This window comes from Carboxylicivirga fragile (genome assembly GCF_050589805.1).
Taxonomy (GTDB): Bacteria; Bacteroidota; Bacteroidia; order Bacteroidales; family Marinilabiliaceae; genus Carboxylicivirga; species Carboxylicivirga fragile.
The window spans coordinates 129,404-146,173 of record NZ_JBNGOY010000001.1 but is presented as its reverse complement, the minus strand read 5'-3'; the positions used below and the strand labels follow the sequence as shown (position 1 = coordinate 146,173).

Here is a 16,770-nt window from a genome sequence, read left to right as displayed (position 1 = left end):
TATGTCAGTATCGTACGGAGAAGATAAAAAATCAGCCTTACAGGCTAAGTTTGATGCTCAAAAAATAGCTTTTGCACCTATTATGTTTCAAGCCTCCCTGGCTTTGCGTAACCTCGGTATTCTTGAACTGATTAAGAAACATCGTAAAGGAATTAGCATTAAAGCCATTGCTGAAGAATTAAACTTATCGGTTTATGGTGTTAAGGTTTTACTTGAGGCCGGACTTAGTTTGGAGCTGGTGATTGTTAATGAAGATAAATATAAGCTGACAAAAACAGGTTGGTACATTTTATGCGACGAGCTTACCCGTGTTAACATGGATTTTACGCAAGATGTTAATTACGAAGGCATGTTTTCACTTGAGGATTCAATTAAAGAAGGGAAACCCACAGGATTGAAGGTATTTGGTGATTGGCCAACGGTATATGAAGGCTTGGCTCATTTGCCTGAAAAAGCAAAAGAAAGCTGGTTTGCATTTGATCATTATTATTCTGATTACGCTTTCCCAGAGGTGCTACCTTTGGTTTTTAAAAACAAGCCTCGTAGAATTCTGGATGTAGGTGGTAACACGGGAAAGTTTTCTATTCAATGTGCAAAGCACAATCCTGATGTTAAAGTCACCATTTTGGATTTACCAGGGCAGCTAAATGTGGCATATGAAAACATTGAAAGTAATGGTTTTTCAGATCGAATTGATGGTCATCCTTTAAACCTGCTTGATCATGATAATGCTTTCCCTCAAGGAGCTGATATTGTTTGGATGAGCCAATTTCTTGATTGCTTTTCGCAAGAGGATATTTTGCAGCTATTAATACGATCGGCAAATGCAATTAATGAGCAGGGGCGTGTATATATTCTTGAAACCTATTGGGACGATCAGGAATTTGAAGCTTCTACTTATAGTTTACATGCAACTTCATTGTATTTTACTAACATTGCGAATGGTTGTAGCCAAATGTACCACACTGAGGATATGTTGGCCTTAATTGAAAAAGCTGGGCTAGAAGTTGAGGAGAGAGTAAGTAATATTGGCGTAAGTCATACTTTATTGATTTGTAAGAAAACGTAAAAGTCCATGAACTGGTCCATTGAAGAATTAATACCACAACGTTCACCATTTGTATTTGTCGATCGCGTCATTGATTTTACAGATATAAGTGTTCAGTCAGAGTATGTCGTTAAAAAGAATAATCCTTTGGTTGAAAATGGGTGTATGGCTGAGAGTGGTTTAATTGAAAACATGGCTCAAACGGCAGCGGCTCTTGAAGGTTGCAATGCTAAAAAGAACAATAAAGCAGTTAAAATAGGCTTTATTGGATCTGTAAAGAATCTTGAAATTAATAAACAAGTTGTTGTTGGTGATGTTTTGCTGACCAATGTTGAAATTGTTAATACAGCCTTGGGCGTTAATATTGCAGAAGGACATGTAAGTTGTAATGGAGAAGCTGTTGCAAAATGTGTATTGAATATATTTTTAAAGGAGGACTAGTTTAGTATGAGAATAACATTAGCTATCGTTTTTTGCTTGATAAGTAGTATTGGGTTTTCGCAAGAAAATGAGTTTTCAGAACTTACCCTAAAGGGTAATAATGTTTTTATTGAAGCACCTGATGAGGCTTCCGTCACACATGCAACTAATGCTCTAGAGTTTTGGGGCTATTGGACAATTGTAAAGGATAAGACTAAAGCTAACTTTATATTAAAATTCACCTACAAGAATCAGGCGTTTGGTGATAAAAAAGGTTATGCGACATTTCTAAGCATTGATAACAAGGAGTTAAAAAAAACGAAGACTGTAAATACAGGCATGTCAATGGATTTTAATACAAAACGAGCCGTCATAACTAAATTGGTTTCGAAGCGAATTCAACCCATGTTTGAGACTGAATAAGTAAGATTTGAAATAGTGAAGAAGCTAATTAATACAACAAATATAAAAGTGCGTTTCAGCGAAGTTGATGCTATGCAAATTGTGTGGCACGGTAACTACGTGAAGTTTCTTGAGGATGGGCGTGAGGCATTTGGCCAACAATATGGTTTAGGATACTACGATGTTTACGATAAAGGTTATTTAACCCCAATTGTTAAAGTTGATATCGATTATAAGAATCAAGTGCATTACGGTGATGAATTGGAAGTAAAAACAATTTTTAAAAGCGTTGATGCTGCCAAAATATATTTTGAATATGAGATAAGCCGCAAGACAGATCAGAAAATTGTTGCCAAAGCAATGAGCATTCAGGTTTTCTTGAATAAGGAAGGCGAGTTGCAGATTACCAATCCTCCATTTTACATTGAATGGAAAAATGAACAGGGCTTATAATATGGTGTATATTGCTGCGCATAACATTATTTCGCCTTTGGGCTGGACATCGGAAGAAAACTTTCAGCAAGTTGTTTCAGATAAATCTGGTATAAAATTGTGCTCTAATAGAAACATTTCTGATTCTGATTTTCAAGCAAGTCTAATCGATGAGGGTGTGCTAAAACAGAAACTTGCCGAACATTCTGGACTTGAGAACTATACTAAACTTGAGCAATTATCAATTCTTTCCATTAAATCAATTATTAAATCTGTTGATGTTAAAAGTAAAAGAACTGGTTTTATTTTTAGTACAACAAAGGGAAATATTGATCAATTACATAAGCATACGAATCCAAGCGATGTGCTTTTAGCTTCGTGTGCTCAGAAGATCGCTGATTATTTTGGTTTTACTTCCAAGGCTCAAGTGGTATCTAATGCGTGCATATCGGGTTTAGCGGCTTTTATTGTAGCCAAGCGATACATAGATGCTGGTTTATACGAGAATGTGGTGATATTGGGAGCTGATGTATTATCCAAGTTTATAGTTTCAGGCTTTCAATCTTTTCAATCGTTAAGTGCAGAACCATGTAAACCATTTGATACAAACCGGAATGGATTGACCTTAGGTGAAGGTGTTGCAAGCCTTGTTTTATCTCGGGCTACTAACGAAACTTCTTCTCAAACGATAGAACTTGTTAACGGAGCTATCAGGAATGATGCGAACCACATTTCCGGACCATCTCGAACTGGAGAAGGTTTGTTTCGTGCAATTCAAGCAACATTAAAGGATTTTAAAAGCATTGATGCAATTTGCGCACATGGCACAGCTACTCCCTTTAATGATGATATGGAATCACAAGCTATTTATAGGTCAGGTTTAGCGACTGTTCCTGTTTTTGGTTTAAAGGGCTACTTTGGTCACACCTTGGGTGCTGCCGGCATAATTGAGTCAATCATTTCTATTTTAGCCATGCAAAAGAATATTGTAATCGGGACGAAAGGATTGCTTGAACAAGGAGTTGTTTCGGATATTAACGTAGTAAAAGAGAACGAGACCAAGGAGATAACAGAGTTTTTGAAATTGATGTCAGGATTTGGTGGTTGTAATGCTGCTATTTACTTTAAGAAACATGGATAATATTCAAGTTATAAAGGAAGTTACCATAGAGCAAGGAAAGGTTAAGATAAACGGTCTTGATTTTTTTCACGACGAAAGTCTTGAAATAGGCCCATTCCTAAAATGCTTGTATAAGAAACTGGATTTGAAGTATAGCAAATACTATAAAATGGATTATTTGTGTAAGCTTGGTTTTTTAGCTTCTGAAGTATTATTGAATGGTGAGAATGATATCCTTACAGATAGTGATGATGTTGCGATTGTTTTGGCCAATACTTCGTCTTCCTTACATACCGATGTTAAATACCAATCATCAATAAGTGAAATACCTAGTCCGTCAGTATTTGTATATACATTACCCAATATTGTAATTGGCGAAATAAGCATTAGAAATAAATTTTATGGAGAACATATGTTCTTTGTTCAATCAACATATAATAAAACAGAATTATTGGACTATACCGCAACTCTTTTTGCTTCTGGCTCGTGTAAGCAGGCTATTGTTGGATGGCTTGAAGTAGATATGGAAGGTGCGTATTGTGCTAATTTGATGTTGTGTCAAAAAAATAATTAGAAAATGAGTGAATTAAAAGAAAATCTAAAAAAGCAATTAATCGAACAGTTGAACCTAGAAGATTTTGAAATTTCAGATATTGCTGATAGCGATGCTTTATTTGGAGATGATGGTCTTGCACTTGATTCAATTGATGCTTTAGAGATCATTGTGCTACTTGAAAAAGAGTATGGCATTAAGCTGGATGATCCGAAAAAAGGTAAAGATATCATGACATCGGTTCAAACACTATCCGATTTTATTGAAAGCAAACGCTAATTAAGAATGAGTGATACTATTGTTGTAACTGGTATTGGTGTTATTTGCTCCATTGGAACAAATGCACAGGAGTGTTTTACATCCCTTGTGAATGAACAGTCGGGTATTGATTCGATTCAATACCTTGAAACCGTTCATAAAGATAAGTTCAAGTTGGGTGAGGTAAAACGCAGTAATGCCGAACTTGCAACAATGTTGGATTTACCTGTAAGTAATGTTCATAAATACAGTCGAACAGCCCTATTGGCTATGGTATCAGCTAATGAAGCTTTTAAAATGGCTGTATCGGTAAATGGAGAAAAAACAACGGGTATCGTTTCGTCCACCACAGTTGGTGGTATGGACGTTACTGAAAAACGATTTCTTAAAGAGACTGGTGACAATTCTTACCTGCAAACTCATCCTTGTGGTGATTCGAGTAAAGAAATTGCAAAATATCTGAATTCGACAGATTATTACACGACTCTAAATACAGCTTGTTCTTCCGGAACCAATGCTCTAATTCACGGGGTTCGCTTATTGAATCACGGAATTGTGGATCGTGTTGTGGTTGGTGGCGTTGATGCTTTAACCAAATTCACTTTAAATGGCTTTAATTCATTAATGATATTGGATGAAGACTATTGTAAGCCCTTTGATGCCGATAGAAAAGGTTTGAATTTAGCTGAAGGAGGTGGCTATTTAGTATTAGAGAGAAAGAATGAAGTTGAAAAATACTTATGCCAATTAAGAGGTTTTGCCAATGCCAATGACGCCTATCATCAAACAGCATCGTCGCCAAATGGGGATGGGGCCTTTAAGTCCATGTCAGAGGCTTTAAAGATGAGCGGAATTAAGGCAAGTTCAATTGATTACATTAATGTGCACGGTACAGGTACGCAGAATAATGATTTGTCTGAAGGCGTTGCTTTAAATCGACTTTTTGGAGAAGGAAAAGTACCTTCGTTCTCATCCACCAAATCATATACTGGTCATACTTTGGCTGGAGCAGCTGGCATCGAAGCCGTATTCTCGGTTTTATCCATTATTAATGATGTTATTTACCCTAACTTGAACTTTTCAAGACCAATTGAAGAACTCAAGTTGGTACCCAATACTAAGTTGATTAAAAACGGTGGCGTTAAAAATGTGATGTCAAATTCGTTTGGTTTTGGTGGTAATAATTCAACAGTCATTTTTTCAAAATAATATGGCATTATATATTAAATCATCAGACTGCATTAGTGCACAGGCTACATTCGGAAGTTATCTGCCGGAGGAATTGATTAATACCGATGCCTCATTTTATAATTGCATAAAACCCGAGTATAAGAAATATATTAGTCCAAAGTTATTGCGGCGAATGAGTCCCATTATACGGAATGGTGTTAGCTGTAGTTTATCAGCATTGCAGAATGCTGAAATTGACAATCCTGATGCCATAATAGTTGGTACTGCTTTGGGTTGTATTAAAGATACCACTAGTTTTTTAACACAGCTGATCGAAGATAATGAGGCTTTGCCAAATCCTACTCACTTTATTCAATCAACCCATAATACAATAGCTGGCCAATTGGCATTATTGCTCAAATGCAGCAATTATAATTTTACCTTTTCGCAAATGCATAATTCTTTTGAATGTGCATTGCTGGATGCACAATTACTTTTGTTAGATAATGAAGCTAAAAATGTTTTAGTTGGAGGTGTTGATGAACTAACTGAAACTAGTTACGAACTAATTAAGGACTTGGAATGCTATAAAGATGCTAAATTGGGTGAGGGTGGTGCTTTCTTTGTATTAAGCTCCGATGAAAGTGAAGTTGTATTTAAGGGCGTGAGCATTATTAATTCAAGTCAGTGTGACTTTAACGATGAACTTCAGAAATATGGTTTGTCAATTGATGACATTGATCTTGTTGTTGCAGGCGATAAGTTTGAAGATGATCCTTCTTATTCTGATTTTCATAAAACCTTTGCCGAAAAGCCATACCTTTGGTACAAACCGTTTGTTGGAGAGTTCGGAACGGTTTCATCCATTGCTTTATATTTGGGGGTTAAAGCGATAGAAGATCAAAGTATACCTGCGTGTTGGACAAAAAACAAGGCTAAAATAGAAGCATGCAATAATGTATTAATTTACAACAATGTAGGTGGTGAGCAAAGTTTAATGTTGCTTTCAATAAATTAAATATGCGTTTTAATAGACTCATTGTTATATATATTATCTCAATAATACTTGTCTTTGTAATGGGGCAGGAGAGTGATTCTATATTATTTCTGGTGGGTTTAATTACTGCATTATTTATTACCATCACAATTATTGGCGTATCTGTATTAAAATACAATTTATTCATAAAGTCTGTATGCAACTTATCTGGCAATAACAATGAAATAGCCATAACTTTCGACGACGGTCCTTGCCCTGATAGAACCCCGCAAATATTAGACTTATTGGCTCGTTATGATGCAAAAGCTACCTTTTTTTGTATTGGGAATAAAATAGCCGAAAACAAAGCTGTGTTAAGCAGAATGCATAATGAAGGTCATAGTATAGGTAATCATAGCTATGAACATTCTAATAGTTTTCCGATATGGAGTACTAAAAAAATGCAAGTCTCAATTATAGCTACAGATAAAGAATTGAATAAAATAGGCATACAAGAAAGTAATCTTTTTCGTCCACCATTTGGTGTAAGTAATAACCTGATTGCGAAGGCAATTAAAACTTGCGGCAAACAATGTATTGGATGGAGTATCAGAACAAAAGATACAGTCAAATCACCGGAACAAGTCTTGAGGACAGTTAAAAGAAAACTTAAACCAGGATCAATCATATTGTTACACGATACAAATAAACATGTTTGTGACGAATTGGAGCAGATATTGCTGTATTGTAAAAAGCAAAAACTAAAACCTATTGCTTTATGAAACAGAAAACAAGATTAGGTAATTTAAACCTTAAATATATTTTAATTGCAAGCTTGTGCCTATGTCTTAGTTCAGTTAAAGGACAGGAAAGTAAGTCAATTTCATTGGAGCAATTACAGTCAGAAATGCTAGTTAAAACAGGCGATATTGTATCGGTTAGTTGCGATTTTGAGCAGAATAAACATTTACAATATTTGGATGCTGTGGTTACTTCAACGGGCAAATTAATATTCGATAAAAAGAATAGATTGCGGTGGGAGTATGTCGATCCATTTGAATACCTAATTGTTATAAACAATGGAATCTTTAGTATTAAAACAGATGGCCGCGTTAGTGAATACGATATAGAGTCCAATAAAATGTTTTCTCAAATTAGTGAATTGATTGTAAGTTCGGTTAATGGAACAATCTTTACCGATCCATCATTTAATGTTAGTGCTGAGCAGAATGAAAAAGAATATACAGTGCTTATGCAACCTAAAGATGAGGAGCTTAAAAAAGTGTTGAGTGAGATAAAGTTGCAGATTGATAAAACAAACTTCTCGGTTAACAAAGTTATTATGTACGAGAAAGAGGATAATTATACGGAGATTAACTTTTTAAATAAGAAATTTAATGCGCAATTGGCTGCTGATACTTTTGCTTGCGAGTAGCATATGCTTGTCTACATACGTGTGCTCCCAAAACGCGACTGATAAATACAAGCAGCTACACATTCAGCCGCCATTAATGGCCGATGCAGCTTCTGCTTTGTATAAGGTAAATATCGAAGTATTTGGTAATTTCTTTTCAGGCTTGTTATTAATTAAAGCTGAAAAAGAAGGTAAAGGGCATCATATTGTATTATTAAGTGAGGTGGGATTAACCATTTGTGAGTATTTTACCAATGGTGAACTGATGGAATTAAAAAATGCAAGTAGTTTGTTTCAGAGCAAATCAGCTCAAAAACTTTTAGCCCAGGATTTTTCACTTTTGCTACACACTTTACCTCTATTAAAACAAAAGAAGGCGAATGTTTATAAAAGTCGTTCTGGTTATAAATACACAACATACGATGACAAAAAAATAAGTAATATAAAAAAGTGCCGCTTAATTAATGGTATTCGCGTGAATTTTAATAATTACCAGAATGGGATTCCAAAGCAAATCGAGTTCAAGCATAGTGGTATTCGTTTTAAAATGAATCTAAAATTATTGAAATAAAGGAATCATGCTAACTAATAATTTTTTCTCATATACCATCCAGAACCAAAGTGAATCGGAAATTGAAGCGCTTTTAAAGCTTAACGAAAAAAGTGATATTTATAAGGGACATTTTCCTGAAATGCCAATAACACCAGGAGTTTGTCAGGTTCAAATGGTGAGTGAAATTATTAAAGAATGCATAGACACGGAATACACTTTAAAATCGGCACGTGATATTAAGTTTCTTAAGCTAATTAATCCCCAAGAAATACTATCATTGCATTTGAAAATAACTTTAAAACAGAACGATGAGAACGAATTGTCTATCAATGCTCTGTTTAGTCAGGATGGAAATAAATATCTAAAAATGAGAGCGCTTTATTCCAGGAAATAAAGCATTGGAACAAGATGATGATGGCGATAGCAGAGGAATTTAATAAGCTTAAGTGTTGTGTAATAATACCGACTTATAATAATGAACAAACATTGTTAGAAGTTATAAATGATGTAAAAAAATACACAGCTAATGTTATTGTTGTAAACGACGGTAGTACAGATTCAACAACGGCTATTATTTCAAATATAGAATGGGTTGAGATAGTTAATTATGAACCCAATAGGGGTAAGGGCTATGCTATTCGTTCCGGGTTTAAACATGCCCTCTCATTGGGGTATGAATATGCCATTACCATTGATTCTGATGGTCAGCATTATGCCAAAGATCTACCCACATTTATAAATGCTATTAATGATAATCCTAACAGCTTGTTGATTGGTAGCAGGCATATGGAAGGGAAGGAACAATCGAAGTCAAGCGGATTCGCCAATAAATTTTCCAATTTTTGGTTTGCTGTTGAAACCGGTATTAAACTTCCAGATACACAATCGGGTTATCGCCTGTATCCAATAAAAGCGCTAGAAAAAAAGAAATGGTTTTGTTCAAAATATGAATTTGAAATTGAAGTAATCGTTAGGGCAGCATGGAAAGGCATTAAAGTCAGTTGTATACCAATTGATGTGTATTATCCGAGTAAAGAAGAGCGAATCTCACATTTTCGTCCTTTTCTTGATTTCTTCCGCATTAGTGTACTGAATTCCATATTGGTTACACTTGCCTTCTTAATTCATCGTCCACGTATGATACTGCGTGAATTTAAAGGCAAAAGTTTTAAAGAAATAATCCGAACACAAATAATTGATGGGAATGAAACGAAACATAAAATAGCTGCTGCAATCGGCTTCGGTGTATTTATGGGGATTTTTCCAGTTTGGGGCTACCAATTATTAATTGGTTTTTTAATAGCACACTGGTTAAAACTTAATAAGGCAATTTTTTTTGTAGCTGCCAATATTAGCCTTCCTCCAATGATTCCGATAATCTTATATTTAAGCTATGTGATGGGTAGTTTCTTAATGGGAGCTGGTTCGTTTGAGGTCGATACCGCACTCGACATCTCATCTATAACAACTAATATTAAGCAATACCTTTTAGGTGCCATTGGTTTGTCTATTGTTGCCGGAGGATTATTTTATGGACTTAGCTACCTCATTTTGTCGTTCACCAAACTTAAATAATTGAATGCATCAATTTTTTATATACATACACACGGTTTTTAGTTCGGCAGGTAGACGCATGTTAGTGCCACTTGTTGTGCTTATACTAGCGCTTGTGTTTTTTATTAAAAATATAAATTTAGAAGAAGATGTTTCATCGCTTATTCCAATGGATGAGCGAATTACTGAGATGAGTGAGACTTTTTCTAATTCTAAGTTTGCTGATCAGATCATATTTAATGTCTCATTAAAAGATAGTAGCCTACTCGGTGAAAACAAGCTTATACAAGTGCTTGATAAGCTTGCTAAACACCTTCTGAAAGACACTGTTCGCATTAAAGCTGTACGTAGCATTGTTGCTGAAAATGCATTTATTGATGTATACGATTATTTTTATCGCAATCTACCATATTATCTGAGCGATGAGGATTATGCCTATTTGGATACCATCATTCATGAACCCTACCTTGAAAGTTTAATGCTTAAGAATTATAAAAGCATAATTGCTCCAACAGGATTTGGAACAGCACGTTATATTCTAAAAGATCCACTCAGTATTGTGCCTCGATTTCTGGAACGATTAAAGACATTTCAACTCGATCAGAATTTTACACTCCATAAGTCCCACATTTTCACAAAGGATAAAAAACATGCTTTATGCTTTGTCGATCCGGTCTTCTCATCGAAGAATACAAAGGAAAATAGAGTACTTATTGAGCAAATAGATAATTACCTGGCTGCTCAAATACCCGAAGATGTATTTGTTGAATATTATGGAGGAACAGCTGTTGCGGTGGCTAATGCTAACCGCGTTCAAAAGGATATTTTCTTAACAGTGGCTGTAGCTTTAGTTTTGCTCTTACTGTTATTCGTATTTGTTTTTCGAAATATAAAAGTCCTCTTTTATTTATTTACCCCCGTAGTACTAGGAGTTGGCCTTGCATTGAGCATTATGTCTGTAAGTTATGACTCTCTGTCAGCTATATCTTTGGGGGTGGGAGCCATTTTAATTGGGATATCCATCGATTTTTCATTGCATTACTTTTCGCATGTTCGGTATGGACATTCGGTCAGGGAGATATTAAAAGATATTTCCGATCCAATTATAATGAGTAGTCTAACAACGGCTAGTGCATTTTATTGTTTAAGTGTAGTTAATTCAAAGGCTTTAAATCAACTTGGGTATTTCGCTGGGCTTAGCGTTATGGCTTCATCTTTATTTGTCTTGTTTTGTCTTCCATTGTTCTTTGGTAAGCAAAAGGCAAAAAAACAAGTTGAAACAAATGGTATTTTTGATAAAATTGCAGCCATTAATTTTCACCAAAATAAATATTGGCTTGTTGGCGTATTCGTATTATCGATACTTTTCTTTTTTACTGGTAAATCAATAACATTTGATGCCGACATTGCTAACCTTAATTATCTACCCAAACATCTCGCTGAGGCTGAAAAGAACCTAAAAGCTATAAGTACCGAAACAGCAAGTGCCATATATGTAGTTACCGAAGGCACCGACTTAAATAATGCCTTGGAAACCTTAGAGAAGCACCAGGCACTTTTTAATGAACTAGAAAGTTCTGATGTTATTGGCTCCTTAAGCAGTGTAAGTACTTTATTGATTTCAGAGAATAAACAAAGAGAACAATTGAACCGTTGGAATCAATTTTGGAAAGAAAAAAATCTGGATAAAACAATTTCAGCTTTCACGGAAGCGGGCAAGAACAATCATTTCAAAGCAAGCACATTCAATGCTTTCTATGCTAAATTGCGAGAAGATTACGCAAGTATTTCAGTGGACGATCAAAAGTTTATAAAAGAGTTATTTCTGAGCAACTTAATAAATGAGAAAGCTGATAAAACGTCTTTGGTTTCTGTATGCAAGGTAGATCAAGCTCAAAAGAAACAGTTCTTTGCCATACTTGGCCCTGTGTCTGACCTTCTGATACTTGATAAGCAATTCTTTACCAATCGATTTTTCGAAGTGCTTAAGGATGATTTTACGAAATTAATCAACTACTCGATGATAGTTGTTTTTCTAATCATTTTACTTTTCTGGGGACGTATTGAGTTAGCGCTTATTACATTTGTTCCCATAGTATTAAGTTGGCAATGGACCATTGGTTTAATGGGGCTCTTTGATATTCAGTTCAATATCTTCAATATCATTATTTGCACCTTTATTTTTGGACTGGGAATTGATTATTCAATTTTTCTTACCCAAGGTTTAATTAATAAGCATAAATATGGTACAAAAAGCATACTGCCCTATAAAGTATCTATACTATTAAGTGTTTCAACAACCTTGATAGGAGTTGGTGTGCTTATATTTGCGCAACATCCTGCCTTAAAATCAATAGCCATAGTTACTGTACTAGGAATACTATCTGTCATCCTCATATCATTTACGATTTTACCATTTATTTTTAACTTACTGGTTTCAAATGGTGGAAAAAAACGCATTTTTCCAATAGTTGCTCTCGATGTATTAATATCCATTATTTCATTTCTTATTTTTCTAGCTGGTGTAATAGGGGTTTCGCTTCTCGTTTTTATTTTTAAAGTCACTCCCTTTTTTAAACAGAAGAAAAAACGTTGTATCCACTACATTATGTATTTAATATGTAATCTGGTAGTGGGGCTGAACTTTTTATTTAAAAAAGAATACATCGACAAACAAAAGTTCGATTTAACTAAACCAGCTGTAATTATTTGTAATCATCAATCACATCTTGATATTGCTTTAATTCTTTTGATGAGCCCTAAAATTATTGTGTTGACAAATGAATGGGTGTGGAAGAATCCATTCTATGGGTACATTATTCGCTACATCGACTTTTATCCTATTTATACGGGTATTGAACACGGCTATGAAAAAATCAAAGCTAAAGTAGATAAAGGTTATTCTGTATTGGTGTTTCCGGAAGGTACGCGTACCAAAAATGGGAAGATTAATCGTTTTCACCAGGGAGCATTTAGCCTAGCTGACTATCTGGGCTTAGACATACTGCCGATTTTGTTGCATGGTGCTTACGAATGCATGCCGAAAACTGAATTCTTTTTAAGAGCAGGTCACATAACGCTTAAGTTCTTCGACCGAATAAAGGTTGATGAGATAAACCTTGAAAAAGGAATAACATATCGGCCACAAGCAAAAAAAGTGACTGCGTTTTATAGAGAACAGTTTGGGGTTCTTAAAGATCAAAAACAAAATGTTGACTTTTACGCTCGCCGATTAATTAATCAATATGTGTATAAAGGTCCCATACTTGAATGGTACCTTAGAGTTAAGATTAGCTTGGAAAAGAATTATAGGTTTTATGATCAAATAATTCCTAAAGATGGAAAGATAATAGATGTTGGTTGTGGTTATGGTTTTTTGTGTAACATGTTGTCATATACCACCAATAATCGTGAGATTGTAGGATGGGATTACGACGAAGATAAAATAGGTGTTGCTAAAGAAGTGGCAAGTGAAAACAAGCAGCTGCACTTTAATAAAAAAGATGTGGTTACCGATGTGTTTGAACCTGCTGATGTGTTTATTTTTAATGATGTACTACATTATTTTTCCAGGGAAAAACAACTAAAGGTACTTGGCAAAGCGTATGAGCAACTGTCAGATTTGGGAATGCTTGTAATTCGAGATGCCGATACAGATTTAAAGAATAGAACTAAAGTGACCAAGTTAACCGAGTTCTTCTCCATTAAGTTATTTAAATTTAATAAGATGGATTATGAGGTAGATTTTGTATCATCCAAAATAATTATGGAATTTGCCCAAAAGAATAATCTACACTTTAATAAGGTTGATAATGCCAAATATACCTCCAACGTAACATATATTCTTTCCAAGTCACCTAAAAACAATGTTCATGTTTGATGTAGTGATTATAGGAGGTGGTTTGTCAGGCTTGCAATGCGCTTACCTTTTAAGTAAAGAAGGACTGAAGGTGTGTGTGCTTGAGAAAAACGATCGAATAGGTGGTATGATGCAATCATTTGTTCGCGACGGAGTAGTTTTTAATACAGGATTAAATTACACCGAGAGCTTAGGCGATGGAGAGGTCTTAGACAGGTATTTTAATTTATTCGGACTAAAGGGGCAACTAACATTAAAACAGCTTGATTTAAATCAATCCGAACTACTGACTATTAATAATAAGGAATATCAAATTCCACAAGGCCATGAGCGTTACTCGGAAACTTTAAAATCCTATTTCCCAAAGGAAGTAAATGGGATAGATGAATACATGAAGGGTATAGAAAAGGTCTGTGAATCATTTCCTTTGTACAGTTTAAAATCAGAGATAAGGAATTTTTCAGCAGAAAGTCCTTATACAGAACAATCGGCCTCCGGATTTATCAATGGTTTAACTTCCAATGCCGAGCTTCGAGCAGTTTTGGCAGGTATCAATATTTTGTATGCAGGTAAAGCTGGTTCAACCGCCTTGTATACACATGCCTTAATAAACTATTCTTTTATTAAAAGTTCATGGAGAATAAAGGAAGGTGGAAGCGGTATGGCAAACGTTATGGCCAATGCGATAAAGGCAAATGGTGGTATAATTAAACGCAATTCTGAAGTTAGTGAGATTGATGTAAAAGATGGTGCTGTACAAAACGTAAAGCTCAAAAATGGAGAAATTATTCATGGGCGAAAGTTTATTTCAAGTATGCACCCCAAAACATTTATGTCGATAATTGATGATGGTGCGTTCAAAAAAGTATATAGAAATCGAATATTATCTCAGGAAGATTCCATCGGAATGTTTTCGGTATATGTGGTTTTAAAAAAGAACAAGATAAAATACCAAAATTACAACCATCACTACTTTAAAAGCAATGAAGTTTGGACAACAGAACTTGACAAATGGCCTCAGAATGTATTGATGTATACACCTTTAAATCACCAGAGCAATGAATATGCCAATGGTTTCTGTATTATTGCTTACATGAAATATTCAGACGTAGAAAAATGGGCCAATAGTACCATTGAAAACAGAGGTGAGGAATATGAGGCATTTAAAAATGAAAAGGCTTTGAAATTAATTGATTTAGCTTCTGAGAAAATACCAGAATTAAAATCAAATATCAAGTCGTTTTATACATCAACACCATTAAGCTATCGCGATTATACCGCAAGCTATAATGGCTCGGCTTATGGTGTGGTAAAAGATTACAAAAATCCATTGTATTCAATTATTACTCCGCAAACGCGCTTGAAAAATTTATATTTTACTGGCCAAAACTTAAATATGCATGGTATTCTTGGTGTATCGATTTCATCATTCTTAACCTGCGCACAATTTTTAGGCGATAATTATTTATACCAAAAACTTATTAAGCATTGAGTTAATGGAAACACAAAGCAAATATGATATTGTGATTGTTGGAAGTGGCTTGGGTGGACTTGCTTGTGGAAGTATATTAAGTCAAAGAGGTTATAGCGTTTGTGTACTTGAACAACACCATCAAATAGGTGGGTGTTTGCAGGATTTTAAACGGAAAGGAAAACTGTTTGATACTGGTATGCATTACATTGGTAGCTACGATGATGGTCAGATATTAAATACATTATTTCGATATTTTGCCATTTACAAGGATGTGGATGCCGAAAAGCTGGATTTGCATGCGTTTGATGTTTTAAATGTTAATAATAAGGAGTTTTCTATACCTCAGGGAATTAAACAGTTCAAAGAGAAACTAATTGAATCTTTTCCAAATGAGAAAGATGGCATTAAGACCTATATCAACAAACTGAAAGAAATATTTAGTTCGGTTGATATTATTAATCTGCGAGACGTTAATGTATTTGAATTGGCCGGTAAAAAGGGCTTAGATGAAAATGTATTTGAATTTGTTTCGAGTATTACTTCAGATATAGATTTACAAAATATATTGTGCTATACTAACTCATTGTATGCAGGTAAAAAGAAATCGGCTTCTCTATTTATACATGCAGTCATTTCTATTTTTTATTTGCAAAGTGCCTATAAGTTGAAACATGGGGGAGGACAAATAGCAAATGCTTTCAAAAAAGTAATTGAAAACAATGGAGGAAGGGTTCTTACACAGGCAAAAGTTGAGGGTTTAATCTGTGATAAAGATAGAATAGAAGAAGTTAAGGTTAAAGGCCAAAATTCAATTCAAGCCAAAATTGTTATTTCTAACATTGATCCATTAACTACAATGGAAATGACAACGGGGGGTAATTTTCGAAAGGTATACCTTAGTCGTTTGAAAAGACAAGAACAAACCATTTCCTGTTTTAGTCTTTATGTTGTATTTAAAGAAAAATCCGTCAAGTACATTAACTCCAATCTTTATTATTACAACGATAAAGACGTTTGGGGTATAGATAACTATAGCGAACAAACATGGCCGCAGGGCTTTATGCTTTATATGAAGGAAAGTAAGGAGCACAAGGGATATGCCGAAAGTATGATAGTATTATCGCCAATGGAATATAATGAAATGGCTCCTTGGTTTGATACTGAAATTGAAAAGCGAGGTGATGATTACAAAAAAATGAAAGCTCAAAAGAGCGATCAGTTGATTAACTTGATTGAAAAGAAGTTTCCAAGCATAAGAAAGGATATAGCAAACACTTATTCTTCCACGCCATTAAGTTATCGCGATTATACGGGTGTTCGTGAAGGTGCAATGTATGGCGTATCGGTTGATAATCGTAACCCTTTTGAGTCGCAGATTCAGCCACGTACAAGGGTGAAAAATTTATTTCTAACGGGCCAAAATATAAACATGCATGGAATATTAGGCGTTTCAATAGGAGCAATTCTTACATGTGGCGAGATAGAAGGAATTAATAACATTATGGCAGATTTACGCAAGCACAAGCAAACAACATAA

The 16,770-nt window shown here is 34.9% G+C and carries 17 protein-coding genes; all 17 read left to right on the top strand.

The features are described from left to right. Position 1: 1 nt before the first annotated feature. From ACRD7B_RS00675 to ACRD7B_RS00595, 17 genes are read left to right on the top strand one after another with little or no spacing between them, the layout of a single operon-like run. The gene (locus tag ACRD7B_RS00675; RefSeq protein WP_430822507.1) at positions 2-1,069 is read left to right on the top strand and encodes a methyltransferase; all 1,068 of its coding nucleotides are present in this window, start codon (positions 2-4) and stop codon (positions 1,067-1,069) included. A 6-nt stretch (positions 1,070-1,075) separates the two neighbouring features. Next, positions 1,076-1,489, top strand: coding sequence for a hotdog family protein (locus ACRD7B_RS00670; protein WP_430822506.1), 414 nt, complete (start codon positions 1,076-1,078; stop codon positions 1,487-1,489). 6 nt (positions 1,490-1,495) lie between these two features. Beyond that, positions 1,496-1,891 (top strand): hypothetical protein, encoded by a 396-nt coding sequence (locus ACRD7B_RS00665; RefSeq protein WP_430822505.1) that lies wholly within the window; start codon positions 1,496-1,498, stop codon positions 1,889-1,891. Positions 1,892-1,906: 15 nt separating this feature from the next. Beyond that, positions 1,907-2,323: an acyl-CoA thioesterase gene (locus ACRD7B_RS00660; protein ID WP_430822504.1), complete on the top strand. Its 417-nt coding sequence runs from the start codon at positions 1,907-1,909 to the stop codon at positions 2,321-2,323. Next, positions 2,307-3,443 (top strand): beta-ketoacyl synthase N-terminal-like domain-containing protein, encoded by a 1,137-nt coding sequence (locus ACRD7B_RS00655; protein ID WP_430822503.1) that lies wholly within the window; start codon positions 2,307-2,309, stop codon positions 3,441-3,443. Before ACRD7B_RS00660 ends, ACRD7B_RS00655 begins: the two co-directional genes overlap by 17 nt. Then, on the top strand, positions 3,436-3,996 hold the full coding sequence (locus ACRD7B_RS00650) for a hypothetical protein (RefSeq protein WP_430822502.1): 561 nt from the start codon (positions 3,436-3,438) through the stop codon (positions 3,994-3,996). Before ACRD7B_RS00655 ends, ACRD7B_RS00650 begins: the two co-directional genes overlap by 8 nt. Positions 3,997-3,999: 3 nt before the next feature. Beyond that, entirely contained in the window at positions 4,000-4,254 is a 255-nt protein-coding gene (locus ACRD7B_RS00645; RefSeq protein WP_430822501.1) for a phosphopantetheine-binding protein, read from the top strand. Between the two features lie 6 nt (positions 4,255-4,260). After that, positions 4,261-5,442: a beta-ketoacyl-[acyl-carrier-protein] synthase family protein gene (locus ACRD7B_RS00640; protein ID WP_430822500.1), complete on the top strand. Its 1,182-nt coding sequence runs from the start codon at positions 4,261-4,263 to the stop codon at positions 5,440-5,442. Between the two features lies 1 nt (position 5,443). After that, positions 5,444-6,421, top strand: a complete 978-nt coding sequence (locus ACRD7B_RS00635; protein ID WP_430822499.1) for a beta-ketoacyl synthase chain length factor — start codon at positions 5,444-5,446, stop codon at positions 6,419-6,421. Between the two features lie 2 nt (positions 6,422-6,423). After that, positions 6,424-7,161, top strand: a complete 738-nt coding sequence (locus ACRD7B_RS00630; protein ID WP_430822498.1) for a polysaccharide deacetylase family protein — start codon at positions 6,424-6,426, stop codon at positions 7,159-7,161. Continuing rightward, positions 7,158-7,814 (top strand): flexirubin biosynthesis/transport protein LolA2, encoded by a 657-nt coding sequence (gene lolA2, locus ACRD7B_RS00625; protein ID WP_430822497.1) that lies wholly within the window; start codon positions 7,158-7,160, stop codon positions 7,812-7,814. The genes ACRD7B_RS00630 and lolA2 overlap by 4 nt, the downstream gene beginning before the upstream one ends. Then, positions 7,777-8,364: a flexirubin biosynthesis protein LolB2 gene (gene lolB2, locus ACRD7B_RS00620; RefSeq protein WP_430822496.1), complete on the top strand. Its 588-nt coding sequence runs from the start codon at positions 7,777-7,779 to the stop codon at positions 8,362-8,364. Before lolA2 ends, lolB2 begins: the two co-directional genes overlap by 38 nt. 7 nt (positions 8,365-8,371) lie before the next feature. Then, the gene (locus ACRD7B_RS00615; RefSeq protein WP_430822495.1) at positions 8,372-8,740 is read left to right on the top strand and encodes an ApeI family dehydratase; all 369 of its coding nucleotides are present in this window, start codon (positions 8,372-8,374) and stop codon (positions 8,738-8,740) included. Between the two features lie 14 nt (positions 8,741-8,754). After that, positions 8,755-9,921: a DUF2062 domain-containing protein gene (locus ACRD7B_RS00610; RefSeq protein ID WP_430822494.1), complete on the top strand. Its 1,167-nt coding sequence runs from the start codon at positions 8,755-8,757 to the stop codon at positions 9,919-9,921. A gap of 4 nt (positions 9,922-9,925) precedes the next feature. Next, complete coding sequence (locus ACRD7B_RS00605; RefSeq protein WP_430822493.1) at positions 9,926-13,780, top strand: 1-acyl-sn-glycerol-3-phosphate acyltransferase; 3,855 nt, start codon at positions 9,926-9,928, stop codon at positions 13,778-13,780. Beyond that, a complete protein-coding gene (locus tag ACRD7B_RS00600) occupies positions 13,773-15,251 on the top strand; it encodes a phytoene desaturase family protein (protein ID WP_430822492.1) in 1,479 nt (492 codons plus the stop codon). Before ACRD7B_RS00605 ends, ACRD7B_RS00600 begins: the two co-directional genes overlap by 8 nt. A 4-nt stretch (positions 15,252-15,255) precedes the next feature. Further along, complete coding sequence (locus ACRD7B_RS00595; protein WP_430822491.1) at positions 15,256-16,770, top strand: phytoene desaturase family protein; 1,515 nt, start codon at positions 15,256-15,258, stop codon at positions 16,768-16,770.

What these genes read in the sequence shown, in the direction of transcription:
- ACRD7B_RS00675 (WP_430822507.1), top strand. Translation starts at nt 2, where the DNA reads ATGTCAGTATCGTACGGAGAAGATAAAAAATCAGCCTTACAGGCTAAG.
- ACRD7B_RS00670 (WP_430822506.1), top strand. Translation starts at nt 1,076, where the DNA reads ATGAACTGGTCCATTGAAGAATTAATACCACAACGTTCACCATTTGTA.
- ACRD7B_RS00665 (WP_430822505.1), top strand. Translation starts at nt 1,496, where the DNA reads ATGAGAATAACATTAGCTATCGTTTTTTGCTTGATAAGTAGTATTGGG.
- ACRD7B_RS00655 (WP_430822503.1), top strand. Translation starts at nt 2,307, where the DNA reads ATGAACAGGGCTTATAATATGGTGTATATTGCTGCGCATAACATTATT.
- ACRD7B_RS00650 (WP_430822502.1), top strand. Translation starts at nt 3,436, where the DNA reads ATGGATAATATTCAAGTTATAAAGGAAGTTACCATAGAGCAAGGAAAG.
- ACRD7B_RS00645 (WP_430822501.1), top strand. Translation starts at nt 4,000, where the DNA reads ATGAGTGAATTAAAAGAAAATCTAAAAAAGCAATTAATCGAACAGTTG.
- ACRD7B_RS00640 (WP_430822500.1), top strand. Translation starts at nt 4,261, where the DNA reads ATGAGTGATACTATTGTTGTAACTGGTATTGGTGTTATTTGCTCCATT.
- ACRD7B_RS00635 (WP_430822499.1), top strand. Translation starts at nt 5,444, where the DNA reads ATGGCATTATATATTAAATCATCAGACTGCATTAGTGCACAGGCTACA.
- ACRD7B_RS00630 (WP_430822498.1), top strand. Translation starts at nt 6,424, where the DNA reads ATGCGTTTTAATAGACTCATTGTTATATATATTATCTCAATAATACTT.
- lolA2 (WP_430822497.1), top strand. Translation starts at nt 7,158, where the DNA reads ATGAAACAGAAAACAAGATTAGGTAATTTAAACCTTAAATATATTTTA.
- lolB2 (WP_430822496.1), top strand. Translation starts at nt 7,777, where the DNA reads ATGCGCAATTGGCTGCTGATACTTTTGCTTGCGAGTAGCATATGCTTG.
- ACRD7B_RS00615 (WP_430822495.1), top strand. Translation starts at nt 8,372, where the DNA reads ATGCTAACTAATAATTTTTTCTCATATACCATCCAGAACCAAAGTGAA.
- ACRD7B_RS00610 (WP_430822494.1), top strand. Translation starts at nt 8,755, where the DNA reads ATGATGATGGCGATAGCAGAGGAATTTAATAAGCTTAAGTGTTGTGTA.
- ACRD7B_RS00605 (WP_430822493.1), top strand. Translation starts at nt 9,926, where the DNA reads ATGCATCAATTTTTTATATACATACACACGGTTTTTAGTTCGGCAGGT.
- ACRD7B_RS00600 (WP_430822492.1), top strand. Translation starts at nt 13,773, where the DNA reads ATGTTTGATGTAGTGATTATAGGAGGTGGTTTGTCAGGCTTGCAATGC.
- ACRD7B_RS00595 (WP_430822491.1), top strand. Translation starts at nt 15,256, where the DNA reads ATGGAAACACAAAGCAAATATGATATTGTGATTGTTGGAAGTGGCTTG.